The organism is Polynucleobacter sp. MWH-UH25E (assembly GCF_018687095.1).
Lineage (GTDB): Bacteria > Pseudomonadota > Gammaproteobacteria > Burkholderiales > Burkholderiaceae > Polynucleobacter.
The window spans coordinates 68,586-91,691 of record NZ_CP061286.1; the positions used below are offsets into that span (position 1 = coordinate 68,586).

At 45.9% G+C, this 23,106-nt stretch carries 22 protein-coding genes and 1 pseudogene; 15 read left to right on the forward strand and 8 right to left on the reverse strand.

Annotation, left to right across the window (positions count from 1 at the left end; genetic code table 11):
• Positions 1-4: 4 nt before the first annotated feature.
• From infA to dsbD, 9 genes are all read left to right on the forward strand, one after another.
• Positions 5-223 (forward strand): translation initiation factor IF-1, encoded by a 219-nt coding sequence (gene infA, locus ICV39_RS00410; RefSeq protein WP_068320132.1) that lies wholly within the window; start codon positions 5-7, stop codon positions 221-223.
• A 34-nt stretch (positions 224-257) separates the two neighbouring features.
• Positions 258-374 carry a 50S ribosomal protein L36 gene (gene rpmJ, locus ICV39_RS00415; RefSeq protein WP_012357167.1) on the forward strand — a complete coding sequence of 39 codons (117 nt, stop codon included), beginning with the start codon at positions 258-260 and terminating at the stop codon, positions 372-374.
• A 24-nt stretch (positions 375-398) separates the two neighbouring features.
• Positions 399-764, forward strand: a complete 366-nt coding sequence (rpsM, locus tag ICV39_RS00420; protein WP_173954861.1) for a 30S ribosomal protein S13 — start codon at positions 399-401, stop codon at positions 762-764.
• An 18-nt stretch (positions 765-782) separates the two neighbouring features.
• Entirely contained in the window at positions 783-1,190 is a 408-nt protein-coding gene (gene rpsK, locus ICV39_RS00425; RefSeq protein ID WP_173954862.1) for a 30S ribosomal protein S11, read from the forward strand.
• A 116-nt stretch (positions 1,191-1,306) separates the two neighbouring features.
• Positions 1,307-1,930 (forward strand): 30S ribosomal protein S4, encoded by a 624-nt coding sequence (rpsD, locus tag ICV39_RS00430; protein WP_173954863.1) that lies wholly within the window; start codon positions 1,307-1,309, stop codon positions 1,928-1,930.
• Positions 1,931-1,953: 23 nt separating this feature from the next.
• Positions 1,954-2,934 (forward strand): DNA-directed RNA polymerase subunit alpha, encoded by a 981-nt coding sequence (gene rpoA, locus ICV39_RS00435; protein ID WP_173954864.1) that lies wholly within the window; start codon positions 1,954-1,956, stop codon positions 2,932-2,934.
• A 16-nt stretch (positions 2,935-2,950) separates the two neighbouring features.
• Entirely contained in the window at positions 2,951-3,346 is a 396-nt protein-coding gene (gene rplQ / locus ICV39_RS00440; protein WP_215384400.1) for a 50S ribosomal protein L17, read from the forward strand.
• A gap of 75 nt (positions 3,347-3,421) precedes the next feature.
• Positions 3,422-3,778 carry a divalent-cation tolerance protein CutA gene (gene cutA, locus ICV39_RS00445; protein WP_215389963.1) on the forward strand — a complete coding sequence of 119 codons (357 nt, stop codon included), beginning with the start codon at positions 3,422-3,424 and terminating at the stop codon, positions 3,776-3,778.
• Between the two features lie 2 nt (positions 3,779-3,780).
• Positions 3,781-5,460, forward strand: coding sequence for a protein-disulfide reductase DsbD (dsbD, locus tag ICV39_RS00450; RefSeq protein ID WP_215389964.1), 1,680 nt, complete (start codon positions 3,781-3,783; stop codon positions 5,458-5,460).
• A gap of 55 nt (positions 5,461-5,515) precedes the next feature.
• On the opposite strand, the gene hemB is transcribed toward dsbD, so the two are convergent.
• Together hemB and yihA are read right to left on the reverse strand one after the other, a co-directional pair.
• Complete coding sequence (gene hemB / locus ICV39_RS00455) at positions 5,516-6,544, reverse strand: porphobilinogen synthase (RefSeq protein WP_215389965.1); 1,029 nt, start codon at positions 6,542-6,544, stop codon at positions 5,516-5,518.
• A complete protein-coding gene (gene yihA, locus ICV39_RS00460; protein WP_215389966.1) occupies positions 6,522-7,187 on the reverse strand; it encodes a ribosome biogenesis GTP-binding protein YihA/YsxC in 666 nt (221 codons plus the stop codon). Before yihA ends, hemB begins: the two co-directional genes overlap by 23 nt.
• A gap of 114 nt (positions 7,188-7,301) precedes the next feature.
• Between yihA and ICV39_RS00465 the strand changes: the two genes are divergently transcribed.
• Positions 7,302-8,030, forward strand: a complete 729-nt coding sequence (locus ICV39_RS00465; RefSeq protein WP_215389967.1) for a cytochrome c — start codon at positions 7,302-7,304, stop codon at positions 8,028-8,030.
• A 94-nt stretch (positions 8,031-8,124) separates the two neighbouring features.
• On the opposite strand, the gene lysA is transcribed toward ICV39_RS00465, so the two are convergent.
• Together lysA and ICV39_RS10115 are read right to left on the reverse strand one after the other, a co-directional pair.
• On the reverse strand, positions 8,125-9,423 hold the full coding sequence (lysA, locus tag ICV39_RS00470) for a diaminopimelate decarboxylase (protein ID WP_215389968.1): 1,299 nt from the start codon (positions 9,421-9,423) through the stop codon (positions 8,125-8,127).
• A 119-nt stretch (positions 9,424-9,542) separates the two neighbouring features.
• Positions 9,543-9,701: pseudogene (locus ICV39_RS10115) on the reverse strand (lipoprotein); the annotation flags it as partial.
• Between ICV39_RS10115 and cyaY the strand changes: the two are divergent.
• Positions 9,670-10,053 carry an iron donor protein CyaY gene (cyaY, locus tag ICV39_RS00480; protein WP_215389970.1) on the forward strand — a complete coding sequence of 128 codons (384 nt, stop codon included), beginning with the start codon at positions 9,670-9,672 and terminating at the stop codon, positions 10,051-10,053. The pseudogene ICV39_RS10115 and the gene cyaY overlap by 32 nt on opposite strands.
• Before the next feature lie 11 nt (positions 10,054-10,064).
• Here the strand turns inward: cyaY and aroB are convergent, their stop codons facing one another.
• The 4 genes from aroB to ICV39_RS00500 are packed head-to-tail and all read right to left on the reverse strand — an operon-like array spanning position 10,065 to position 13,494.
• Positions 10,065-11,147: a 3-dehydroquinate synthase gene (gene aroB / locus ICV39_RS00485; protein ID WP_215389971.1), complete on the reverse strand. Its 1,083-nt coding sequence runs from the start codon at positions 11,145-11,147 to the stop codon at positions 10,065-10,067.
• A gap of 8 nt (positions 11,148-11,155) precedes the next feature.
• On the reverse strand, positions 11,156-11,680 hold the full coding sequence (locus tag ICV39_RS00490; protein ID WP_215389973.1) for a shikimate kinase: 525 nt from the start codon (positions 11,678-11,680) through the stop codon (positions 11,156-11,158).
• 12 nt (positions 11,681-11,692) lie between these two features.
• On the reverse strand, positions 11,693-12,793 hold the full coding sequence (locus ICV39_RS00495) for a secretin and TonB N-terminal domain-containing protein (RefSeq protein WP_215389974.1): 1,101 nt from the start codon (positions 12,791-12,793) through the stop codon (positions 11,693-11,695).
• Positions 12,790-13,494 carry a hypothetical protein gene (locus ICV39_RS00500; protein ID WP_215389975.1) on the reverse strand — a complete coding sequence of 235 codons (705 nt, stop codon included), beginning with the start codon at positions 13,492-13,494 and terminating at the stop codon, positions 12,790-12,792. The genes ICV39_RS00495 and ICV39_RS00500 overlap by 4 nt, the downstream gene beginning before the upstream one ends.
• Positions 13,495-13,614: 120 nt before the next feature.
• Between ICV39_RS00500 and ICV39_RS00505 the strand changes: the two genes are divergently transcribed.
• The 4 genes from ICV39_RS00505 (at position 13,615) to ICV39_RS00520 (ending at position 23,106) form a co-directional block, all read left to right on the forward strand.
• On the forward strand, positions 13,615-15,951 hold the full coding sequence (locus tag ICV39_RS00505) for a penicillin-binding protein 1A (protein WP_215389976.1): 2,337 nt from the start codon (positions 13,615-13,617) through the stop codon (positions 15,949-15,951).
• 12 nt (positions 15,952-15,963) lie between these two features.
• On the forward strand, positions 15,964-16,668 hold the full coding sequence (locus ICV39_RS00510) for a transposase (protein WP_215389977.1): 705 nt from the start codon (positions 15,964-15,966) through the stop codon (positions 16,666-16,668).
• A 183-nt stretch (positions 16,669-16,851) separates the two neighbouring features.
• Complete coding sequence (locus ICV39_RS00515; protein ID WP_215389978.1) at positions 16,852-21,597, forward strand: glutamate synthase-related protein; 4,746 nt, start codon at positions 16,852-16,854, stop codon at positions 21,595-21,597.
• 45 nt (positions 21,598-21,642) lie between these two features.
• Complete coding sequence (locus ICV39_RS00520) at positions 21,643-23,106, forward strand: glutamate synthase subunit beta (RefSeq protein WP_215389979.1); 1,464 nt, start codon at positions 21,643-21,645, stop codon at positions 23,104-23,106.

Here is a 23,106-nt window from a genome sequence, read left to right on the forward strand (position 1 = left end):
CTGAATGTCTAAAGACGATGTAATTCAGATGGCGGGAGAAGTTGTAGAGAATTTGCCGAACGCGATGTTTCGCGTAAAGCTAGAAAACGGACATGTGGTTTTAGGGCACATTTCTGGAAAGATGCGGATGCACTATATCCGTATTCTGCCTGGAGATAAGGTGACGGTGGAGATGACTCCTTACGACCTAACCCGCGCCAGAATCATTTTCCGTGCGAAGTAAAGATTAAGTAGTACCTATTTTTAAGAGGTGAGTTATGAAAGTTTTAGCATCCGTTAAGTGTATTTGCAGAAATTGCAAGATCATTAAGCGCAAACGCGTTGTGCGCGTGATCTGTTCTTCAGACGCACGTCATAAGCAGCGTCAAGGCTGATCTGGTTAATTAAGAGGAAATCTCATGGCACGTATCGCTGGGGTAAACATCCCAAATCATCAACATACTGTTATCGGTTTAACAGCAATTTTTGGCATTGGCACAACTCGTGCACATCAAATTTGCAAAACCACAGGTGTTGCAATTGACAAAAAAGTTAAAGATCTTACTGACGCTGACTTAGAAAAGTTACGTGATGAAGTAGGTAAGTTCATCACCGAGGGTGATCTTCGTCGTGAAGTAACTATGAGCATCAAGCGTTTGATGGACTTGGGTTGCTACCGTGGCGTTCGTCATCGTAAGGGCTTGCCTGTACGTGGTCAACGTACTAAGACAAATGCGCGCACTCGCAAGGGTCCACGTAAGTCTGGCATCGCACTGAAGAAATAATCAAGAAAGTTTATTGACATGGCACAACAAAAATCCGCTTCCGCCGCTGCACAGCGCGCTCGTAAGAAGGTTAAAAAGAACGTTGCTGACGGTATTGCGCACGTTCACGCTTCTTTCAACAACACCATCATTACGATCACTGATCGTCAAGGAAATGCGCTTTCATGGGCAACTTCTGGCGGCCAAGGCTTCAAAGGCTCACGTAAATCAACACCTTTTGCTGCTCAGGTAGCTGCGGAAGTTGCTGGCAAGGTAGCAATTGAATGTGGTATCAAGAACTTGGAAGTTCAGATCAAGGGCCCAGGCCCAGGTCGTGAATCAGCAGTTCGTGCATTGAACTCATTGGGTATCAAGATCACTGAGATTCAAGACGTAACTCCAGTTCCTCACAATGGTTGCCGCCCTCCTAAGCGTCGTCGTATTTAAGCTAGGAAGTTGGCAGTACAAGTTTTAGTAGTTTTTTATTAAAGCCCACTGTTCGCCTGATTTAAAGGGCGAACTCACCGCCGGTCGCAAGACTGCGGCAAAGAAAGGAAAACATCGTGGCACGTTACTTAGGCCCTAAGGCCAAATTAGCACGTCGGGAAGGTACCGACTTATTTTTAAAGAGCGCACGTCGCGCCCTGTCAGACAAGTGCAAGTTAGATACTAAGCCTGGTCAACATGGTCGTACATCTGGCTCAAGAACATCTGATTACGGCAACCAATTGCGTGAAAAGCAAAAGGTTAAGCGTATCTATGGCGTATTAGAGCGTCAATTCCGTCGTTACTTCGCAGAAGCTGAGCGTCGTAAAGGCAATACTGGTGAAACATTGCTCCAGTTACTAGAGTCACGTCTCGATAACGTGGTTTATCGCATGGGCTTTGGTTCAACACGCGCGGAAGCACGTCAGTTGGTTTCTCACGGCGCCATTATGTTGAATGGTAGCGCGGTGAACATTCCATCGATTCAGGTTAAACCTGGCGATGTTGTTGCAATTCGTGAAAAAGCGAAGAAGCAAGCTCGTATTACAGAATCACTCAATTTGGTTCAGCAAATGTCTGCAGTTACCTGGGTTTCAGTTGACGCAGCCAAGCTGGAGGGAACATTTAAGCAAGTGCCTGACCGCGAAGATATTAGCGGTGAAATTAATGAAAGTTTGATCGTCGAATTGTATTCACGTTAATTAGGCACTCTCAAGGAAAAAATATGCAAACAAATTTGCTCAAGCCAAAAATTATTTCTGTTGAAGCGCTTACCGCCAACCAAGCTAAGGTTGTTATGGAGCCGTTTGAGCGTGGCTATGGCCACACACTCGGCAATGCATTACGTCGCGTACTCTTGTCCTCGATGGTTGGTTATGCTCCAACTGAAGTAGCTATTGCAGGTGTAGTACATGAATATTCCACTTTAGATGGCGTGCAAGAAGATGTTGTAAATCTCTTGCTAAACCTCAAAGGCATCGTGTTTAAGTTGCAGTCACGTGACGAAGTCACTATCAATTTGCGTAAAGAAGGCCCTGGCGTCGTTACTGCTAAAGATATTGATTTACCACATGATGTGGAAATTATTAATCCTGATCATGTGATCGCTCACTTGTCTGCTGGTGGCAAGTTGGATATGCAGATCAAGGTTGAAAAAGGTCGTGGCTATGTTCCTGGTAACGTTCGTCAGTACAACGACGAAACTTCTAAGATTATTGGCCGCATCGTTTTAGATGCATCATTTAGCCCAGTTAGCCGCGTTAGCTATGCTGTTGAATCTGCTCGTGTTGAGCAACGTACCGACCTCGATCGTCTCGTAATGACTATCGAAACTAATGGTGTGTTGTCTCCTGAAGAGGCAATTCGTCAAGCTGCTAGTATCTTGGTTGACCAATTGGTTGTATTTGCGGCTCTTGAGAGCAGCGAAGTTTCTGGTGATCTGGCGCCAAGCCGCTCTTCAATGGTTGATCCAATGTTGATGCGCCCAGTAGATGATCTTGAGCTTACAGTTCGCTCTGCAAACTGCTTGAAGGCTGAGAACATTTACTACATCGGTGATTTGATCCAACGTACAGAGAATGAATTGTTGAAGACGCCTAATTTGGGCCGTAAGTCCTTGAATGAAATCAAAGACGTATTGGCTGCTCGTGGCTTAAGTCTCGGCATGAAACTCGAAAGCTGGCCTCCAGCTAACCTCGAGAAATAATTAGAAAGGAAGCATCATGCGTCACGGAAACGGCTTACGCAAACTAAATAGAACATCTTCACATCGCTTGGCGATGCTACGCAATATGTCCAATTCTCTTTTGGAGCATGAAGTGATTAAAACCACTCTGCCAAAAGCAAAAGAATTGCGCATGGTTGTTGAGCCTTTGATTACCTTGGGTAAAAAAGATAACTTAGCAAACCGCCGCTTGGCATTTAATCGCACTCGTGATCGCGATATCGTGACTAAGCTCTTTACAGAACTTGGCCCACGCTACGCAACACGTCCAGGTGGCTACCTTCGCATTTTGAAGTTTGGCTTCCGTCATGGCGACAATGCTCCAATGGCATTGGTTGAGTTAGTTGACCGCCCAGAAGTTGAAGAAACAGCAGCTGTAGCTGAAGAGGCTTAAGCCTTTAGTTGTGCGGTAATTCAGAAAGCCAGGCCTCGGTCTGGCTTTTTTCATTGATCGGTTTATAACTACGGTATGCCTCAAAACCTTCCCGAAATAGCCCAATCTAAGTCCAGTCAGCTGTTGGTGGTGGTAACCAGTCTTCCCAGTATGGAGGCAGCTCAAAGCCTTGCACGCGACCTTGTGGATCAAGAACTTGCTGCCTGTGTCCAACTGAGTGGTGGCATCCAATCGATTTATCGATGGGAGGGTAAAGTTTGCGAGGAATCAGAAGTATTGCTCTCAGCCAAAACAACTGCAAATCAATGGCCAATAATCTCTAGTTTTATTCAGAAAAATCATCCTTATGATTTGCCCGAGATTTTGGCATTTACTCCAGAACAATACTCTAAGCAATATGGCGCATGGGTGAATTCAGAGGTAAATTCCTAGTCATGAAATTGCATTCACTATTTACGAGAGTTTTCGCACTCTTCATTCTGGTATCAACCCAGTTATTTGCGGCTCCAGATTTTCTACCACCCGAAAAAGCCTTTCGCGTTGAGGCTACTTGGTTGGAAAATGCCAATCAAATTGAAATCGAATTTTTGCCTGCTAAAGGCTATTACATCTATCAAGAGTCCTTGAAGTTTCAGATGGGACAACAGGCCGCCAAGCTAGGCAATATAAGGCCTTCACTTCCACCAGGTGTTGAAAAGTTTGATGAAACCTTTGGAAAAAAACTGCAAGTATACAAAGAGCCTTTCTTGGTATTTGTGGATACGAAAGTAAATTCAAGTAAACCAATACATTTGGAAGTAACGCTGCAGGGTTGTGCAGAAGCCGGGATTTGTTATCCGCCAATGACCCTGAAATTATTCCTTTCGGGTCCTGGGGTTAGGGTGTCGCCTATTCTAGAAGCGTTTGACTCGCAAGCACAAGGACAAGCTTCTCCATCCGCTGAATTCACTCTGAGCGATTTGTGGCGCGAGCGAGATGATGTCGGTGCGATTGGACGTTTTTTAGAAAACGCTTCAACTCATTATTTATTTTTAGCATTCTTTGTTTTGGGTCTTGCCTTGGCGTTTACGCCCTGCGTATTGCCAATGCTGCCAATTCTGTCGAGCGTCATATTTGGTGCGCAAGATGGCAAAGCTGTATCCAAAGGACGCGCTAGTGTTTTAGCACTTTCCTATGTATTTGGTATGGCTTTGATCTATGCGTTGGCGGGAGTACTAATGGCTGCTCTTGGCGGAAGCGTTCAGCGTGTTCTGCAAAGCCCCATTGCCCTAATCGCCTTCGCAGCCTTGCTTTTAGTCCTATCAGGCAGCCTCTTTGGCCTTTATGATCTGCGTCTTCCCCAAGCCTGGCATCAGCACATTGATCGCCTGGCAGGCCGCCAAAAAGGGGGCAGCGTCTTTGGTGCCTTTGCGTTGGGCGGTATTTCTACCTTAGTCGCTAGCCCCTGTATTACGGCCCCATTGGCAGGAGTTTTGGCCTTTATTGCGCAAACTGGGTCAATGAGCCTGGGTGCAAGCCTACTCTTTGTGATGGCTCTCGGTATGGGCTTGCCATTGTTTTTTATTGCGATTGAAGCTCGCATATTAATTCCTTCAACCGGTATCTGGATGTTGTGGTTGCAGCGCACCCTTGGGGTTTTATTGGTAGCAACCGCAGCTTGGATTGCTTCCCCGATCTTTGAAAAAAATCAAACCAACAGCTTGAGCCAAATGAGTAACGGTCAAAGCATTCGTCAGGTAGGAGATTTATCTTTTGTAGTAATTCATTCGCCAGCAGAGTTGGATGCGCAGTTAGCAAAAGCAAAACAAGAAAACAAATTTGTCATGCTTGATTTTTATGCTGACTGGTGTATTAGCTGTAAAGAAATGGAAGTGAATACATTTGCTAATCCTGAGGTAAGCAAGCAATTAAAACAAGTGGTTTTAGTGCAGGCCGATGTGACTGCGAATGGCCCTGAGAACCAGGCATTACTTAAGAAATTTGGTTTGTATGGCCCCCCTGGAATTTTGTTTTTTAATCAAAATTCTGAAGAGCAAAAGGACCAAAGAGTGGTTGGCTATATGTCGCCAGAGCGTTTTACAGAGCGCTTAAAACAAGTAATTAAAACGCAATAACGTAGTAAGGAAGCGGCAAACTAATAACAAATGACCGCAAATAAATAAGAGGTATTTATTTGCGGTTTGCTTTTATTAAACGCGCTGCTTCTAGCGCGAAATAAGTCAATACACCATCTGCTCCGGCGCGTTTAAATGCGAGCAGTGATTCCATCATGACGGCATCATGATCAAGCCAGCCATTTTGAGCTGCTGCTTTGAGCATGGCATATTCGCCACTGACTTGGTATGCGTATGTGGGGTAATCAAATGCTTCGCGCACTCGGCGTACGATGTCTAAATAAGGCATGCCGGGTTTGACCATCACCATATCAGCACCTTCACTAATATCGAGGGCAACCTCCCGCAAAGCCTCGTCGCCATTGGCGCAGTCCATTTGGTAGGTTTTTTTATCGGCCTTGCCAAGGTTTTTTGCTGAGCCAACCGCATCTCTAAATGGACCATAGAAAGCGGATGCGTATTTGGCTGAATAGGCCATGATGCGTGTGTGAATTAACTTCTGCTCTTCAAGCGCCTCACGAATTTTTCCAATGCGACCATCCATCATGTCTGAAGGCGCAACGATATCAACTCCAGCTTGCGCATGTGCAATTGCTTGCTTTACTAGAATGGCGGTAGTCTCATCATTCAGAATGCGACCTTGCTCATCTAGAACACCATCTTGACCGTGACTTGTGTAAGGATCAAGTGCAACATCCGTCATGATCCCTAAATTGGGAAAATGTTTTTTGAGTTCACGAACTGCATTTGGGATCAAGCCATTGGGGTTAAAGGCTTCTTTGCCGTCTGGTGTTTTTAGTGAAGCATCAATGACAGGAAAGAGAGCAAGAACAGGAATGCCTAAATCAACACACTCTTGCGCGACCGGCATGAGCAGGTCTAAGGAGAGGCGGTTCACTCCTGGCATTGAAGCTACAGCTTCAGACTTACCTTTGCCCTCTAACAAGAAGACTGGGTAAATCAAATCATTTGCAGAAACGGCGTTCTCTAGCATGAGTCGACGAGACCAGTCGTCACGACGCATACGGCGAGGGCGATGATTTGGAAATTTGAGCAAAGTATTAGCCTGGGATTTGATCTTCATGGGTTTGTGGTTCAAATAGCCATTTAATAATGAGATTATCTGCCTCTTCTAGGCCGATACGCTTGGTGCTTGAAAATAATTGTGCCGTAAGCTGTTTTGATTCTCCAGTGCCTTCGGGCAATGCAGGATCGTATTGTTGAAGCTGTTTACGAACCGCTTCAAGCGCGTGCTTGCATTCGCTTTTATTGAGTTTGTCGCACTTGCTTAATAAGACATGAATAGGTTTACCAGTTGGTACAAACCACTGAATCATTTGTTCATCTAAATCGGTGAGTCCACGCCTGGAGTCCACGATCAGGATCATGCCCACCAATTGCTCGCGCTCTTGGAGGTAATCGCTAAGTAGGGTATTCCAGTGATATTTTGTTTCGTGATTGACGGCTGCGTAGCCATACCCTGGTAAATCGACTAGATAGGCCAAAAGCTCGTCTTTTGAGAAAAGACCGAAATAGTTAATGTGCTGAGTGCGACCTGGGGTCTTACTAGCAAAAGCAAGCCTTTTTTGGTTGCACAGGACGTTAATTGCGCTTGATTTACCCGCATTTGAGCGACCGGCAAACGCTACCTCCCTCAGAGGGGCGGCAGGCAGGCAATGGGTGTCATTGACTGTGGTGGCGAATCGGGCTTGAAAGAGTTTAGACATGTCTAGAAGCTATTGTAAAATCACGCAAAATCATGAAATATCTCATGGTGTTGGGTAAAAGGTTGTAAAAGTAGGGCCCAAACACTTTTAGGAATTTTTGCCAAGGTAAACATAATGCGTCAAACCTCCCAAATCTCCAAATTCACTAGCTTGCGCGCTGGTTTTGCTGCCCTTTCTATTTTCGCCTTGATTGGCGTTTCTGGACTGGCAATTGCAAATGATGCTGCTCCAGCTCCTGCGGCTGCCGCTGAAGCAAAGCCTGCAGTACCAGGCAAGCCTAAAGTCGATCCTGCTGCAGGCGAGGCGCTGTATTCCAATGGTGATGCAAGTCGCGGAGTAACTGCTTGCTTAACTTGCCATGGTCCAAAAGGTCAGAGTGCTACTGCTACATGGCCTAAGTTATCTGCTCAGCATGCGGCTTATCTAACAAAGCAATTAAAGAACTTTAAAGAGGGTACTCGCGCAAACCCAGTGATGATGGGTATGGCTGCTACTTTGACAGAACAAGATATGCAAAACATTTCTGCATTCTTGGTCAAGCAACCCGTTTCACAAGGGGTTGCTCAAAACAAAGACACAATTGAATTAGGTCAAAGCATTTACCGCGGTGGTATTGCCGCAAAAGGCGTGCCTGCTTGCGCGGCATGCCATAGCCCTAATGGCGCTGGTATTCCTGCTCAGTACCCACGATTGGGCGGTCAATGGGCTGATTACACAAATGCACAATTACTTGCATTCCGTGACGGTGTACGTAAGAACAGCAGCCAAATGACAACGATTGCTTCTAAGCTTTCCGATCAAGAAATGAAAGCGGTATCTGATTACATCGCAGGCTTACATTAAAAAATAAGCAGTAATAGGCAGTAACCAAAAACAAAACCCCGCTAGATCAGCGGGGTTTTTATTTGCTCATTTCAAGCGAATCAAAGTTCAAAAATTATTTAGGCAAAACACTTTCATTCGCAAAGAGATCTTGGGTATTTTCACGAGCACGAATGACATAAGCATTCTTACCATCCACCATAATCTCTGCAGGTTTGGGCCGTGTGTTGTAGTTTGACGCCATGACAAACCCGTAAGCTCCTGCCGAAAGGATTGCTAGCAGATCGCCCTCATCAACTGCTAGTTGACGATCTCTACCAAGCCAGTCACCAGATTCGCACACTGGACCAACTACGTCATATTTCAGGCTCTTTGTTTGTTTTGCCTGAGCTGGAACAATGCCATGGTGAGCTTCATATAGGGCGGGGCGCATCAGTTCAGTCATGGCCGCATCCACAATACAAAAGTTCTTTTCTGCCCCTGGTTTAAGGTATTCCACGGTTGTTAATAGGACGCCAGCATTACCGACAAGGGATCTGCCAGGTTCTAAAACAACGTCTAGATGACCAAAGCCACGCTCAGCTACACGGTTCAAGAGGGTGTTGGTGAACTCCGTAATGTCAGGTGGAGTTTCATCGCTGTAGGCGATTCCAAGGCCACCACCCAAATCGAGGTGGTGAATGACGATACCTTCTTTTTTGAGTTGCTCAACTAGATCTAGCACTTTATCAAGCGCATCTAAATAAGGGGCTGTGGTGGTGATTTGTGAGCCAATATGGCAATCAATACCAACTACATCAACTTGAGAAAGTAGTGATGCCTCACGATACGTTTTTAAAACTTCGTGATATGCGATGCCAAATTTGTTTCCCTTTAATCCTGTTGAGATGTAGGGGTGTGTTTGTGCATCGACATCTGGATTGACTCGTAGTGAAATTGGCGCACGTAGACCAAGCTCAGTAGCAACACGATTAATTTTGTGAAGCTCTGCAATGGATTCAACATTGATACACTTCACGCCTGCTTTTAAAGCAGAGGCAATTTCCGCCGCAGATTTGCCAACCCCAGCAAATACAAGGCCTTTGGGGTCAGCGCCAATGGCCAGCGCGCGTGCTAGCTCACCGCCGCTGACTAAATCAAAGCCAGCACCGAGTTCTTTGAAGCAGTTAATAACTGCTAAGTTACTATTGGCTTTCATGGCGTAATGAACGCGTGCGCGGCGTTTGCCTTGGGTATCAACGCAGGCCTTGTCATACGCTTGGTACGCCTCAGTCAACGCTTTCTTGCTATATACATAAAGTGGGGTGCCAAAATCTTTTGCCAAATCTGCCAAAGCAATATCTTCGGCATACCAAGCGCCATTGCGCTCTGTAAAACCAGATAAGCGAGGAATTGGAGGTGTGTTGCTTGTCATTAATTAGCCGATGAGGGGTTGCTGCTTGCTGGTGCAGTTGTTGTGGTTTGCGGCGGATAGAGCTTGCCTTTGGGTTCTGGCTCTGTTGGCGCAGTTGGAGCCGGTGGCACATTTGCCATATATAGCGGACCCCTAACCCCACATCCAACTAGGGATATTAGGATGGCAATACCAAGGTATCTATAAAGAATCGCTATCATGAATGTCTCTAAACGAATGATTGAATATAGCACGCAGGCCCCTTTTATGAATGTAAATAGCTCGAATGTAGAAGTCATTGATGACAAGCAGTTTCACCAGTTGGGCGCGCAATTGTTGCACTCCATTGAGGTGGCATTAGAGGCCGCTGATGATGAGCTCGATTTAGATCTCGATGTTGAGCGCCAAGGTGGTAATGTCATCAATATCCGTTTTCGGGATAAAAGCGTCATTGTGGTCAATACACAACCGCCTTTACATGAGATTTGGGTTGCCGCTAAATCCGGTGGTTACCACTATCGTTGGGCTGGCACTGTAGCTCAACCGGTGTGGCTCGATACCAAGACGGGTAAAGAGTTGCTAAGTGATCTTTCTGAATTTGCTAGCGTGCAAGCTGGCCAGCCAATCAAAATTCAGCTAATTAAATCTTAGTAGATTGGGGCTTAAGCAGCCCCTGTAGCGCTCAAAGTTTCTAGAACCTGGGCGTCTGGTACGCCCTGAATTTGGGCCTTGCCGATTTTCTCTAGAACAACATAGCGAATTTGACCGCTCTCGGTTTTCTTATCGACTTGCATCAATTCTAGATAACGTTTCCCGCCAAATTTTGGAGGAACGATCGGCAGATTCATGGACTGAATAATTTTTGTCAGACGCTCTGCTTCTGCTTTGGTGATGTAGTTAAGTCGGCAAGATAAATCAGCACCGAGTACCATGCCGCAACCCACGGCTTCACCATGAAGCCATTCGCCATAGCCCATACCAGCTTCAATCGCATGGCCAAATGTGTGACCAAAGTTTAAGGTTGCGCGTATGCCACCCTCTCTTTCATCGGCAGATACAACTGCAGATTTAATTTCACAAGAACGTAAAACAGCATGGCTCATTGCATCGGTATCGCATGCCAGCAGTGGTTTTGCATTAGCCTCAATCCAATCTAAGAAATTGGCATCCGCAATTGCACCATGTTTCACAACTTCAGCAAGTCCCGCTGACAGTTCTCTCGCAGGGAGCGTCTTTAATGTATTGAGATCGGCAATGACTGCGATAGGCTGATGAAAGGCGCCAATCATGTTTTTACCCAGCGGATGATTGATGCCTGTTTTGCCACCGACAGAAGAATCCACTTGCGCCAAAAGAGTGGTTGGCACTTGAATAAAGCGAACACCCCGCATGAAACTGGCTGCAGCAAAACCAGTCATATCGCCAATCACGCCCCCACCTAGGGCCACTAGCATCGTTTGTCTATCAGCGCCAAACTTTAGAAGATCATCAAAAATAAGCTGTAGATTTTTCCAGTCTTTATAAGACTCCCCATCAGGCAGAACAATAGTTCTAACTGTTTTGCCAAAGGTTTCTAGGGTCTTGGTGAGGCGCTGCGCATACAAGGGAGCAACAGTGGTATTGGTAACAACAAAAATAGAGCTAGCTTTCTCACAAGCCTTAAAGAGATCAGGGCGATCAATTAAGTCGGCGCCGATATAGATGGGATAGCTACGATTACCAAGATCAACTTCAAGTGTTTTCATGATTGTGTTCAAGCGGAGAGTTCAAGCTGCATGATAAGAGTGTTGACCAGTTGATTGACGCTGGGCTTTCCGGTTTCAATCACGTGGTCAGCAATTTCTCGATACAAAGGATCGCGAATTGCATATAAGTTTTCTAGAATTTTTTTAGCATCACCGTTGCGTAGTAATGGGCGCCCTTCGCTACCTTTAGTGCGATGCCATAGCTCGATTGGATTTGCGTGAAGATAAATAACGGTGCCTTGTTCGCTGAGTGCTTTGCGATTTTCAGGAAGCAGAACTGCTCCACCACCGGTGGCTAAAACAATGTTGTGTTCGTTTGTGATTTCTCGGATGGCTTGAGCTTCGCGTTTACGAAAGCCTTCTTCACCCTCCATTTCAAAAATCACTGGAATTTTGACGCCACAACGCTCTTCAATCACATGATCAGCATCTAGAAAACGGCGACCTAATTTTTTTGCGAGGACTTTACCGACGGTCGACTTTCCGGCGCCCATGAGGCCGATTAGAAAGATATTGTTTGTCGTAGAGTTCACCCCTCGATTTTATTAGGGTTTATCTAGGACGGTAGGGGTAAGGAAGACCAAGAGTTCAGTTTTATCTTGTAATTTTGATTTATGGCGAAATAAATGGCCAAGAAGGGGGATATCTCCCAATAAAGGGACTTTGACCTCATCCTCTCTTTCTGTGGTTTGAAAGATTCCCCCAATAATGGCAGTCCCTCCATTTTCAACAGTCACTTCTGAACTTAAGCTTTTGGTATCGATGGCATAGCCCTGTTCTGTTTTCATTCCGATGGTGTCTTTATTAATGCCCACCAGCATAGAGATTTTTCCATCTGGATGAATCTTGGGTAAAACCTCTAGGCGAAGATTGGCCTTTCGAAATTGCAATTTGCTGCCATTTTGTGAGGTGGTTTGATAGGGAAGCTCGGTACCTTGTTCAATAGTTGCCTTTACTTGATCGCCAGTCATTATTCGAGGGTTTGACAGAATTTTTCCTTGGCCTTCAGACTCCAGTGCCGATAGTTCTAATTGCAAAAGACGGCTGGCGTTTTTGGATACCAAGGTAGCCGCGAATGCAGTAGGATTAAAGCCATTCAGGCCTGAGCCAGATAGGTCGAAATTGCCACCCATTTTGTTTTCTGGATTGTTATTAATTGAGTTTGCCTGGTGGTTGAGTTTCGCCCCAAGCTCTCGTGCAAAGCGTTCGTCAGCTTCCACAATCCGCGCCTCTATCAAAATCTGTCTAGGACTATTGATGTGGTCGCCACCAAATGGAAGTGCCGCATCCTCACGACGAAATTTTTGGAATGCCACAATTTCTGCATGAGGGCCAATCCAATAAATGTCACCATTGCGAATGATGCGCAAACCACGGCTAGCCAAAATGGAATGAAGGGCGGTTTGCCAGGGGGTGTTTTGAAGATCTACTGTGATCTTCCCTTTGATGGATTCACTCAATAGAAAATTGGTGTTTCCTAGTTTTGCCAGAATTTGCAAAAGATTAGTCAGTTCTATGTCAGTAAATTGCAAGCTAATTGGGACCTGCAAATTTGTGTTTGGAGGGTTTGATCCTGCAGCGGGATTAATCAACAAAACTAGCAAGAGGGCTATCGACAGATTGGTAATTTTGGATTTGAAAATCATTCGGAAATCGCAGCTTTCAGAGTGAGGGATTTGCCTTCGGGGTGGTTGATAGTGGCCGCCTCTTTATCCGCATTGCTTAGTCTCCAATCCCCAAGCAAAAGCCCTCCCATTTCAATCATCAGCGTGGTCTTGCCGTTGTGAAAAAAGGCGCGATGTGAGCCTCCCATTTGACTGACCCCCAAATAGCGCCAGCGACGCACTTCAGACTCAAAAGGAATGGCAGGAGGCTTGGCTTTGAGGGCTGGCTGTATCTTGATTTTCTCTAATGAGTGAATACTCACTTCTATTAATTCTATTGCCTCATATATGCCATCCTCAGAATCTAGCATTTCCTCTCGCAATAAAGCCAACTCCTTTTTCAATTCAGCAATGTCTTGTTTGGATACTTCAAGGCTAGGATTCTGTATCGGACTGGTTGGGTTGAAGGTCAAAAATAGTGCCACTGCTGAAGCGATTACCAGCACTCCAGCCCCTATAAGCAAACCGACCTTTTTCAAGCTTTCCAGGTGTGGGATTTGGTCTTGAAAATTGAGCTGAATTTTGGGTTTCTGGGGGGTGGCCATATCAGCCCATTCAGGGTGGTTGTAATTATTGGGGCTATTGGGTTTACGAATTCCATGGGGGTCTGGAATAGCAGGGTCATCGCCAAGTTCACTCAAAATGTCATCAAAAGATTGCGGGGAGATTTTTCGGGCTGGCATGCCCTTTATTGTGAAAATTGGCGGCTAGCAAAAATATCGGACTAAACCGAATGATTTGTCAGAAAACACAGGTTTTGGATGTTTTAATGAAAGAAGCTAAGCACCCTATAATTTGAACTTATGGCGCTTCCCCCAAAAGACAAGCCGACGTTTAATCGACGTCCTATTCGTCCGCCCGATAGACGTCCTCGTCAGCCTGGAGTAAACCCAGGTTCACCAAGGCAATCATCCGGCAGTCCTTTGATGAAGGCATTGCTCATTATTGGCGTTGCAGTAGCTTTCGTGGTGACGCTGCTATTCGGTTATGCATTCTTAGTGGCGAAACCCAATTTGCCAAAAATTTCTGCTTTAACGGACTACAACCCAAAAACGCCCTTACGCATCTACACTGCTGACAAAGTATTAATCGGTGAATTTGGTGAAGAGCGTCGCAAAGTGATTCCGCTTAACGAGATCCCACTCAGCATGCGTAATGCCGTGTTGGCAATTGAAGACGATCGCTTTTATTCCCATGGTGGTGTGGACTATGTGGGTATATTAAGAGCGGCAGCGACCAACCTACGTGGCCACCTGTCTCAGGGCGCCTCTACCATCACGATGCAGGTTGCGCGTAATTTTTTCTTAAGCAATGAGAAGACCTTCAGCCGAAAAATTTATGAAGTGCTGCTGGCCTGGGAAATTGAATCACAGCTAACGAAAGACAAGATTCTCGAAATTTACATGAATCAGATTTTCTTGGGTCAAAGAGCATTTGGATTTTCTAGCGCAGCACAGATCTATTTTGGGATTGAACTCAAGGACATTACGATTGCGCAGGCTGCGATGTTGGCGGGCTTGCCAAAGGCTCCTTCGGCTTACAACCCGGTAACCAATTTCAGGCGCGCTAAGGTGCGCCAAGAATATATCTTGCAGCGTATGCGTGACCTTGGGTACATCAGCACCGATGAGTATCAAAAGGCTATGGCAGAAGAATTGCACATTCGCGGGCTTGGTAATGAATTTGCTGTACGTGCGGATTTCCCCGCGGAAATGGTGCGCCAATTACTTTTCACGCAATATGGTGAGGCGATCTATTCGCAAGGAATCGATGTCTACACAACTATTCGTAAGGCCGATCAAGATGCGGCTTATAAAGCTGTGCGCCGTGGGATTTTTGAATATGACTTGCGTCATGCTTACAGAGGGCCTGAAGGATTCATTGATTTGCCAGAGGATCCAGTTAAGCGACAACGCGCAATTGATGAAGCATTGTTGGCTTACCCTCAATTAGATGACCTACAGTCCGGCGTAGTTTTAGACGTTAAGCCAAAAGAGATGCAGGTGATGATTTCAACAGGCGATACCATCACCATTAAAGGTGAGGGTATGAAGTTGGCGGCCGCATCAATAACCGACAGCACTCAACCCAAAAAACGTCTTCGTCCTGGCGCGGTAGTGAGATTACTGTCTGATGGTGGAGTATGGAAACTAGCGCAATTACCTCAAGTTGAAGCCGCTTTTGTTTCGATGAATCCAGAGACGGGCGCCATTCTTTCTTTGGTTGGCGGCTTTGATTTCCGTCGCAACCAATTTAATCACGTCACTCAAGCACTGCGTCAGCCAGGCTCTTCATTTAAGCCTTTTATCTATGCGGCTGCAATTGAAAAAGGCTTTACACCTAGCACTATGGTCAACGATGCGCCATTATCGATTGGCAGTCTCGAGACAGGTAGCCAAGCTTGGGAACCAAAAAACTATGACGGTAAATATGACGGCATGATGCGCTTGCGTAATGCATTGGCTAAATCCAAGAATTTGGTTTCTGTTCGTATTATTCGCGCTATCGGCCCTTCATATGCTCAAGAATATATTCAGCGTTTTGGTTTTGAACCTGAAAAACATCCGCCGTATTTAACGATGGCTTTGGGCGCGGGTTCAGTAACGCCGTTACAAATGGCTTCTGCATACAGCGTATTTGCTAACGGTGGTTATCGTGTTGATCCTTTTTTGATTGACAAAATGGTAGATTCAAAAGGTACCGTATTGTTTGAAGCTAAGCCCGCAAGTGTTGGTGATGGTGCGCCTCGTGTATTAGATGCGCGTACCGCATTTGTGATGGATAGCATGTTGCAAGAGGTAACAAAGACGGGTACTGCGGCAAGCGCACGTGGCAAATTGGGACGTTCAGACATTGCCGGTAAAACCGGTACTACTAATGAATCTCATGATGCTTGGTTTGCTGGCTACAACCCTAAAGTAGTTGCTATTGCTTGGATTGGATTTGATAAGCCCGCCAGTTTGGGTGATCGTGAAACAGGTGGCGGCTTAGCCTTACCAATGTGGATTTCCTATATGGGTACAGCCTTAAAGGATGTGCCGCAGATTTCTCGTGAGGTACCTAGTGGCGTAACGCAGCTCGATGGCGATTGGTATGTTCCAGACTTCGCAACCAATGGCGGAGTGCGCGAACTACAGTAGTTCGGAATTACGATGGCTCGGCAAGCGCGCACTGTTGTACCTGGTCAAGCAATGCATGTGATGGTTCGTGGTAACAATCGCGAAACGCTATTTTTCAAAGACGAAGATCGACAAATTTATCTAGAGTGGTTACGCGATGCCGCAAGACAATTTTCTTGCGCAGTGCACGCATTTGCATTGATGCCTAATCATGTGCATTTGTTGCTTACCCCGCAAAACGAAGATTCTCTTGCAAAAACAATGCAATCTTTGGGACGACGTTACGCGCAATACTTCAATCAACAGCACCATCGATCTGGAACCATTTGGGAAGGTAGGTATCGATCTTCTTTGATTGATCCAGATTACTTTTTGCGCTGCCAGCGTTACATTGAATTAAATCCGGTCAGAGCCGGTTATGAGTCCAGCCCCCAAGATTCCAAGTGGACTAGTTTTGCTACTCATATTGGGGGAAATGCTGAGCCTTGGCTGATGGATCATCCTCAATTTTGGAGGCTGGGAAACACTCCTTTTGAGCGCCAGATGAATTGGGCTAATTTCGTTAAAGAAGGCGCCCCCCATTGGGAGGATCGTCAAATCACAGAATCCTTGATTCGATCTAAGCCTTGGGTAAGCGATGCTTACGCTAAAAAGTTGTTCAAAGATTCGCCAGATTTGATTCAAATGCGCCATAGAGGGCGCCCGAAGAAAATAATCCCTTTAAATTCAGTGGTATAGGTATTAAAGAGGGTTAATTTACAGAGTCTAAAGATTGACTCTGTCCCTAATTAAAAGAATTTAGCCCGACAAATATCAAAATAAATGGGACAGAGTCATTTTATTTCTATTGCAACAGTATGGGTATTCACCTATATTTGATCCTCCAAACGTAATCAGGCCGTTGCGCCTCTGAGAAATACTATGACTACTCAATTAAATACCCAGATTCGTCCAGTTGCTCAAGGGATGTATGACCCACAAAATGAACATGATGCTTGTGGCGTAGGATTTGTAGCCCACATCAAGGGTAAGAAATCTCATGAGATTGTTTCTCAGGGTTTAAAGATTCTGGAGAACTTGGATCACCGGGGAGCAGTTGGTGCTGATCCGTTGATGGGTGACGGCGCGGGTATCTTGATTCAGATTCCAGATACTTTGTATCGCGAAGAGATGGCAAAGCAAGGCATCACATTGCCACCTTTAGGCGAATACGGCGTCGGTATGATTTTCTTGCCGAAGGAGCATGCTTCACGTTTAGCATGCGAGCAAGAACTCGAGCGCACAGTACGTTTAGAGGGTCAAGTAGTTTTAGGTTGGAGAGATGTGCCGGTTGATGTGAAGTTACCGATGTCTCCAACAGTGCAAATGACTGAGCCATTCATCCGTCAAATTTTTATTGGGCGCGGTCGCGACATCATGACAACTGATGCGCTTGAGCGTAAGTTGTATGTGATTCGTAAAACAGCAAGTCATGCGATTCAAGACTTGCACTTAAAGCATGGCAAAGAATATTTCGTAGCATCGATGTCCGCGCGAACCATTGTTTATAAGGGTTTGCTGTTGGCCAACCAAGTTGGCGCTTATTACCAAGATTTGCAAGATCCTCGTACGGTTTCCGCGTTGGCATTGGTACATCAACGTTTCTCAACCAATACTTTCCCTGCTTGGGAGTTGGCTCACCCGTACCGCATGATTGCCCACAACGGTGAAATTAATACCGTTAAAGGTAATGTGAATTGGGTGAATGCACGTGAGGGCGCGATTAGCTCCCCAGTGCTTGGCGATGATTTGCAAAAATTGTGGCCACTCATTTATCCAGGTCAATCAGACACCGCATGTTTTGATAACTGTTTAGAGTTATTAGTGATGTCAGGTTATCCATTAGCACAAGCCATGATGATGATGATCCCTGAGGCATGGGAACAGCACACATTGATGGATGACAATCGTCGTGCATTCTATGAATACCATGCGTCCATGATGGAGCCATGGGATGGCCCGGCGGCAATGGCATTTACTGATGGTCGTCAGATTGGCGCAACTTTGGACCGCAATGGTTTACGTCCAGCGCGTTACTACGTTACTGATGATGATTTGGTGATCATGGCTTCTGAGGCAGGCGTATTGCCAATTCCTGAGAGCAAGATCGTTCAAAAGTGGCGCTTGCAACCAGGCAAGATGTTCATGATCGACATGGAACAAGGTCGCATCATTGATGACGTTGAGCTTAAGAATGCAGTATCAAAAGCCAAGCCATACAAGAGTTGGATTGATGCAGTTCGCGTGAAGCTTGATGAAGTTGATGCTAGCAAAGCGGATTTGGTAGATGAAAAAACTACCATTCGTCCAGCTGCTAAATTGCTCGATCGTCAGCAGGCTTTTGGTTACACGCAAGAAGATATCAAGTACCTCATGGCCCCAATGGCCATGAATGGTGAAGAGGCCATCGGCTCAATGGGCAATGACAGCCCATTAGCGGTTCTCTCAAACAAGAACAAACCGTTGTACAACTACTTCAAGCAGTTGTTTGCACAGGTGACCAATCCTCCGATTGACCCGATTCGTGAAAACATGGTGATGTCTTTGGTTTCTTTTATTGGACCAAAGCCAAACTTGTTAGACACCAACAACATCAATCCTCCAATGCGACTAGAAGTTAGTCAGCCTATTTTGGATTTTGATGACATCACAAAGATTCGTCACATCGGTCATTACACCAATGGCAAGTTCCGCTCCTATGAACTTGATATTTGCTATCCAGCTGCTTGGGGTAAAGCAGGTATTGAAGCGCGTTTGGCATCATTGTGTGCTGAAGCTGCTGATGCAGTTCGTTCTGGCTACAACATCTTGATCGTGAGCGATCGTCAAGTTGACGAGAAGCACGTTGCTATTCCTGCGCTCTTGGCAACATCAGCAATTCATCAGCATTTGGTACAAAAAGGTTTGCGCACTAGCGTTGGTCTCGTGGTTGAGACAGGTAGTGCGCGTGAGACTCACCACTTTGCTCTCTTGGCTGGTTATGGTGCTGAAGCAGTCCATCCGTACCTTGCAATGGAAACATTAGTCGATATGGCCAAAGGCCTATCAGGCGATTTGTCTGGTGAGAAAGCAGTTAAGAACTTTGTGAAAGCTGTTGGTAAAGGCTTACAAAAAGTGATGTCTAAAATGGGCATCTCTACTTACATGTCTTATACCGGCTCACAGATTTTTGAAGCGATTGGTTTAAATCGCGACATTATTGATCAGTATTTCAAAGGCACACCATCTAATGTGGGTGGTATCGGCGTGTTTGAAGTTGCCGAAGAAGCTTTGCGTATGCATACAGCCGCATTTGGTAATGATCCTGTATTGACCAATATGTTGGATGCGGGTGGTGAGTATGCATTCCGTATTCGTGGTGAAAATCACATGTGGACTCCAGATACGATTGCTAAGTTGCAGCACTCCACTCGTATTGGTGCAGAGAAGGGCTATCAAACTTATAAAGAGTACGCCAACATCATCAATGACCAAACTAAGCGTCAGATGACTTTGCGTGGTTTGTTTGAGTTCAAGATTGATCCAAGCAAAGCCATTCCTTTGGATGAGGTTGAGCCTGCAAAAGAGATTGTTAAACGTTTTGCAACAGGCGCAATGTCCTTGGGTTCTATCTCTACCGAAGCTCATGCTACTTTGGCAATCGCCATGAACCGGATTGGCGGCAAGTCCAATACCGGTGAGGGTGGTGAAGATCCAAATCGTTATGTAAATGAACTCAAAGGCATTCCAATTAAGAAGGGTGAGTCCCTTGCTAGCATCTTGGGTGAAGATGTAGTTGAGGCAAACATCCCATTGCAAGATGGCGACTCATTGCGTTCGAAGATCAAGCAGGTTGCCTCTGGTCGTTTTGGTGTGACCACTGAGTACTTGCGTTCTGCTGATCAAATTCAGATCAAGATGGCGCAGGGTGCAAAGCCTGGTGAAGGCGGTCAATTGCCTGGCGGCAAGGTTTCTGACTACATTGGTAAGTTGCGCTTCTCCGTACCAGGTGTAGGTTTGATTTCTCCTCCTCCACACCACGATATTTATTCAATTGAAGATATCGCTCAGTTAATTCATGACCTCAAGAACGTAAATCCAAAATCTGATGTTTCTGTGAAGTTGGTGTCTGAAGTCGGCGTTGGTACGGTTGCTGCTGGTGTTGCCAAAGCAAAAGCAGACCACGTTGTGATCGCAGGTCATGATGGTGGTACTGGCGCATCTCCGCTCTCCTCAATTAAGCATGCTGGATCACCATGGGAGTTAGGTTTGGCTGAAACTCAGCAAACTCTAGTGTTGAATGGTTTGCGTAGCCGTATTCGCGTTCAGGCTGATGGTCAAATGAAGACTGGTCGCGATGTCGTCATCGGCGCCTTGTTAGGCGCGGATGAATTCGGTTTTGCAACGGCCCCATTGGTAGTTGAGGGCTGCATCATGATGCGTAAGTGTCACCTTAATACCTGCCCAGTTGGAGTTGCGACACAAGACCCTGAGTTGCGTAAGAAGTTTTCTGGCAAACCGGAGCATGTTGTGAATTTCTTCTTCTTCATTGCAGAAGAAGCTCGCGAAATCATGGCGCAACTTGGCATCAGAAAGTTTGATGACCTTATTGGTCGTGTTGATCTTTTGGATACTCGCAAGGGTATTGAGAACTGGAAAGTGCACGGCTTGGATTTCAGCAAGATTTTTGCTGAGCCGCAAGTTGCCGCTGATGTTCCTCGTTACCAAGTGCTCACTCAAGACCATGGTTTAGCTAATGCGCTAGACAATATCTTGATTGAGAAGAGCGAGCCTGCTATCGAGCGTGGTGAAAAAGTTTCTTTCATCGTTCCTGTGAAGAACGTGAATCGTACTGTTGGCGCAATGCTTTCAGGTGAAGTGGCTCAACGTTATGGTCATGCTGGTTTGCCAGACGACACCATTCATATTCAGTTGAATGGTACGGCTGGTCAAAGCTTTGCAGCATTCTTAGCCCGCGGTATCACCTTGGATTTAGTGGGCGATGGTAATGACTACGTCGGTAAGGGCTTATCAGGTGGCCGTGTCATCGTACGTGCTCCACATGAGTTCCGCGGTGATACCTCTAAGAACATCATTGTTGGCAATACGGTTCTTTATGGTGCGATTGCTGGCGAAGCCTTCTTTAACGGTGTTGCTGGCGAACGTTTCGCTGTGCGTAACTCTGGTGCAACTACGGTTGTCGAAGGTACGGGCGATCACGGTTGTGAGTACATGACTGGTGGAACAGTGGTAGTGCTCGGCACTACTGGCCGCAACTTTGCAGCTGGCATGAGCGGAGGCGTTGCTTATGTATATGACGAGGATGGTTTATTTGGTCAACGTTGCAATACCAGTATGGCGACTTTAGAAAAGGTATTGCCTTCTGCTGAGCAGATTGCCAAGATGCCTAAATCAGAGTGGCATGCTCCTGTTGATGTTAAAGATGGTGGCGAGCGTTTGACTGATGAGCAAATCTTGAAAGGTTTGATTGAGCGTCATTTCCGCTACACCGGTTCAGAGCGCGCTAAAGCGTTATTGGCCGATTGGGAAAATGCCCGCAATCGCTTTGTGAAGGTTCTCCCAACCGAGTACAAACGTGCCTTGGGTGAGCTGTGGGAAAAGTCACAGAAGAACGTGGTTACAGCGTAATCAATATAGCCAATAGATATTAAGAAAAGATACTAAGGATTAGATATGGGTAAGGTCACTGGATTCATGGAGTTTGAGCGCGTAGATGAAACATACGAAGCGCCTGCTAAACGTCTCCACCATTACAAAGAGTTTGTTGCGGCATTAACTGATGAAGAGGCAAAAGTTCAGGGTGCGCGTTGTATGGATTGTGGTATTCCATTTTGCAATAACGGATGCCCAGTTAACAACATCATTCCAGACTTCAATGATTTAGTTTTTCATAGTGATTGGAAAAATGCATTAGATGTTTTGCAATCAACCAATAACTTCCCAGAATTTACTGGTCGTATTTGCCCAGCGCCATGTGAGGCAGCCTGTACTTTGGGAATTAATCGTGCGCCAGTTGGCATTAAGTCAATTGAGCATGCCATTATTGATAAGGGCTGGGAAAGTGGTTGGGTTAAGCCGCAACCATCCAAAACTAAGACTGGCAAGAAAGTAGCGATTGTTGGCGGTGGCCCTGCGGGTATGGCGGCCGCACAGCAATTGGCGCGCGTTGGTCATGATGTCACTGTATTTGAAAAGAATGATCGTATTGGTGGTTTGCTTCGTTACGGCATCCCTGACTTCAAGATGGAGAAGTGGCTCATCGATCGTCGCGTAGAGCAAATGCAAGCTGAAGGCGTGAAATTTGAAACAGGCGTTTTTGTTGGCAAAGAGGCCATTGGCGCCGAAGTAAAAAATTACTCCACCAAAACAGTTTCACCTGAGCAGCTCATGAAAGACTTTGATGCGGTGGTAATTACTGGCGGCGCAGAGCAGCCACGTGATCTTCCTGTACCAGGCCGTGAGTTAAGTGGCGTGCATTTTGCTTTGGAATTTTTGATTCCGCAAAATAAAGAAAACGCAGGCGACTTTAAAAATGAAATTCGTGCAACGGATAAACACGTTGTTGTAATTGGTGGTGGTGACACGGGTTCTGATTGCGTTGGCACTTCTAATCGCCATGGCGCAACAAAAATTACCCAGTTTGAATTGTTGCCTCAACCACCAGAAGTCGAGAATAAGCCATTGGTTTGGCCATACTGGCCTACCAAATTGCGCACATCTTCTTCTCATGAAGAAGGATGTGATCGCGATTGGTCTGTAGGAACAAAGCGTTTTGAAGGTAAAAACGGCAAGGTTGAAAAACTCATTGGCGTACGTTTGGAATGGAAAGACGGAAAAATGTCAGAAGTTCCAAACTCTGAGTTTGAGATCAAAGCTGATTTAGTGCTTTTGGCAATGGGCTTTGTTTCCCCAGTGCAACAGGTATTGAATGCGTTTGGTGTTGAGAAAGATGCTCGCGGCAATGCAAAAGCGACTGTAGAAGGTCAAAATGCCTATCAAACGAATGTTCCCAAGGTATTTGCCGCTGGCGATATGCGCCGTGGCCAATCTTTAGTAGTTTGGGCTATTCGCGAAGGCCGTCAATGTGCCCAAGCAGTAGACCAGTATTTAATGGGGTCATCCGTTTTGCCCCGATAA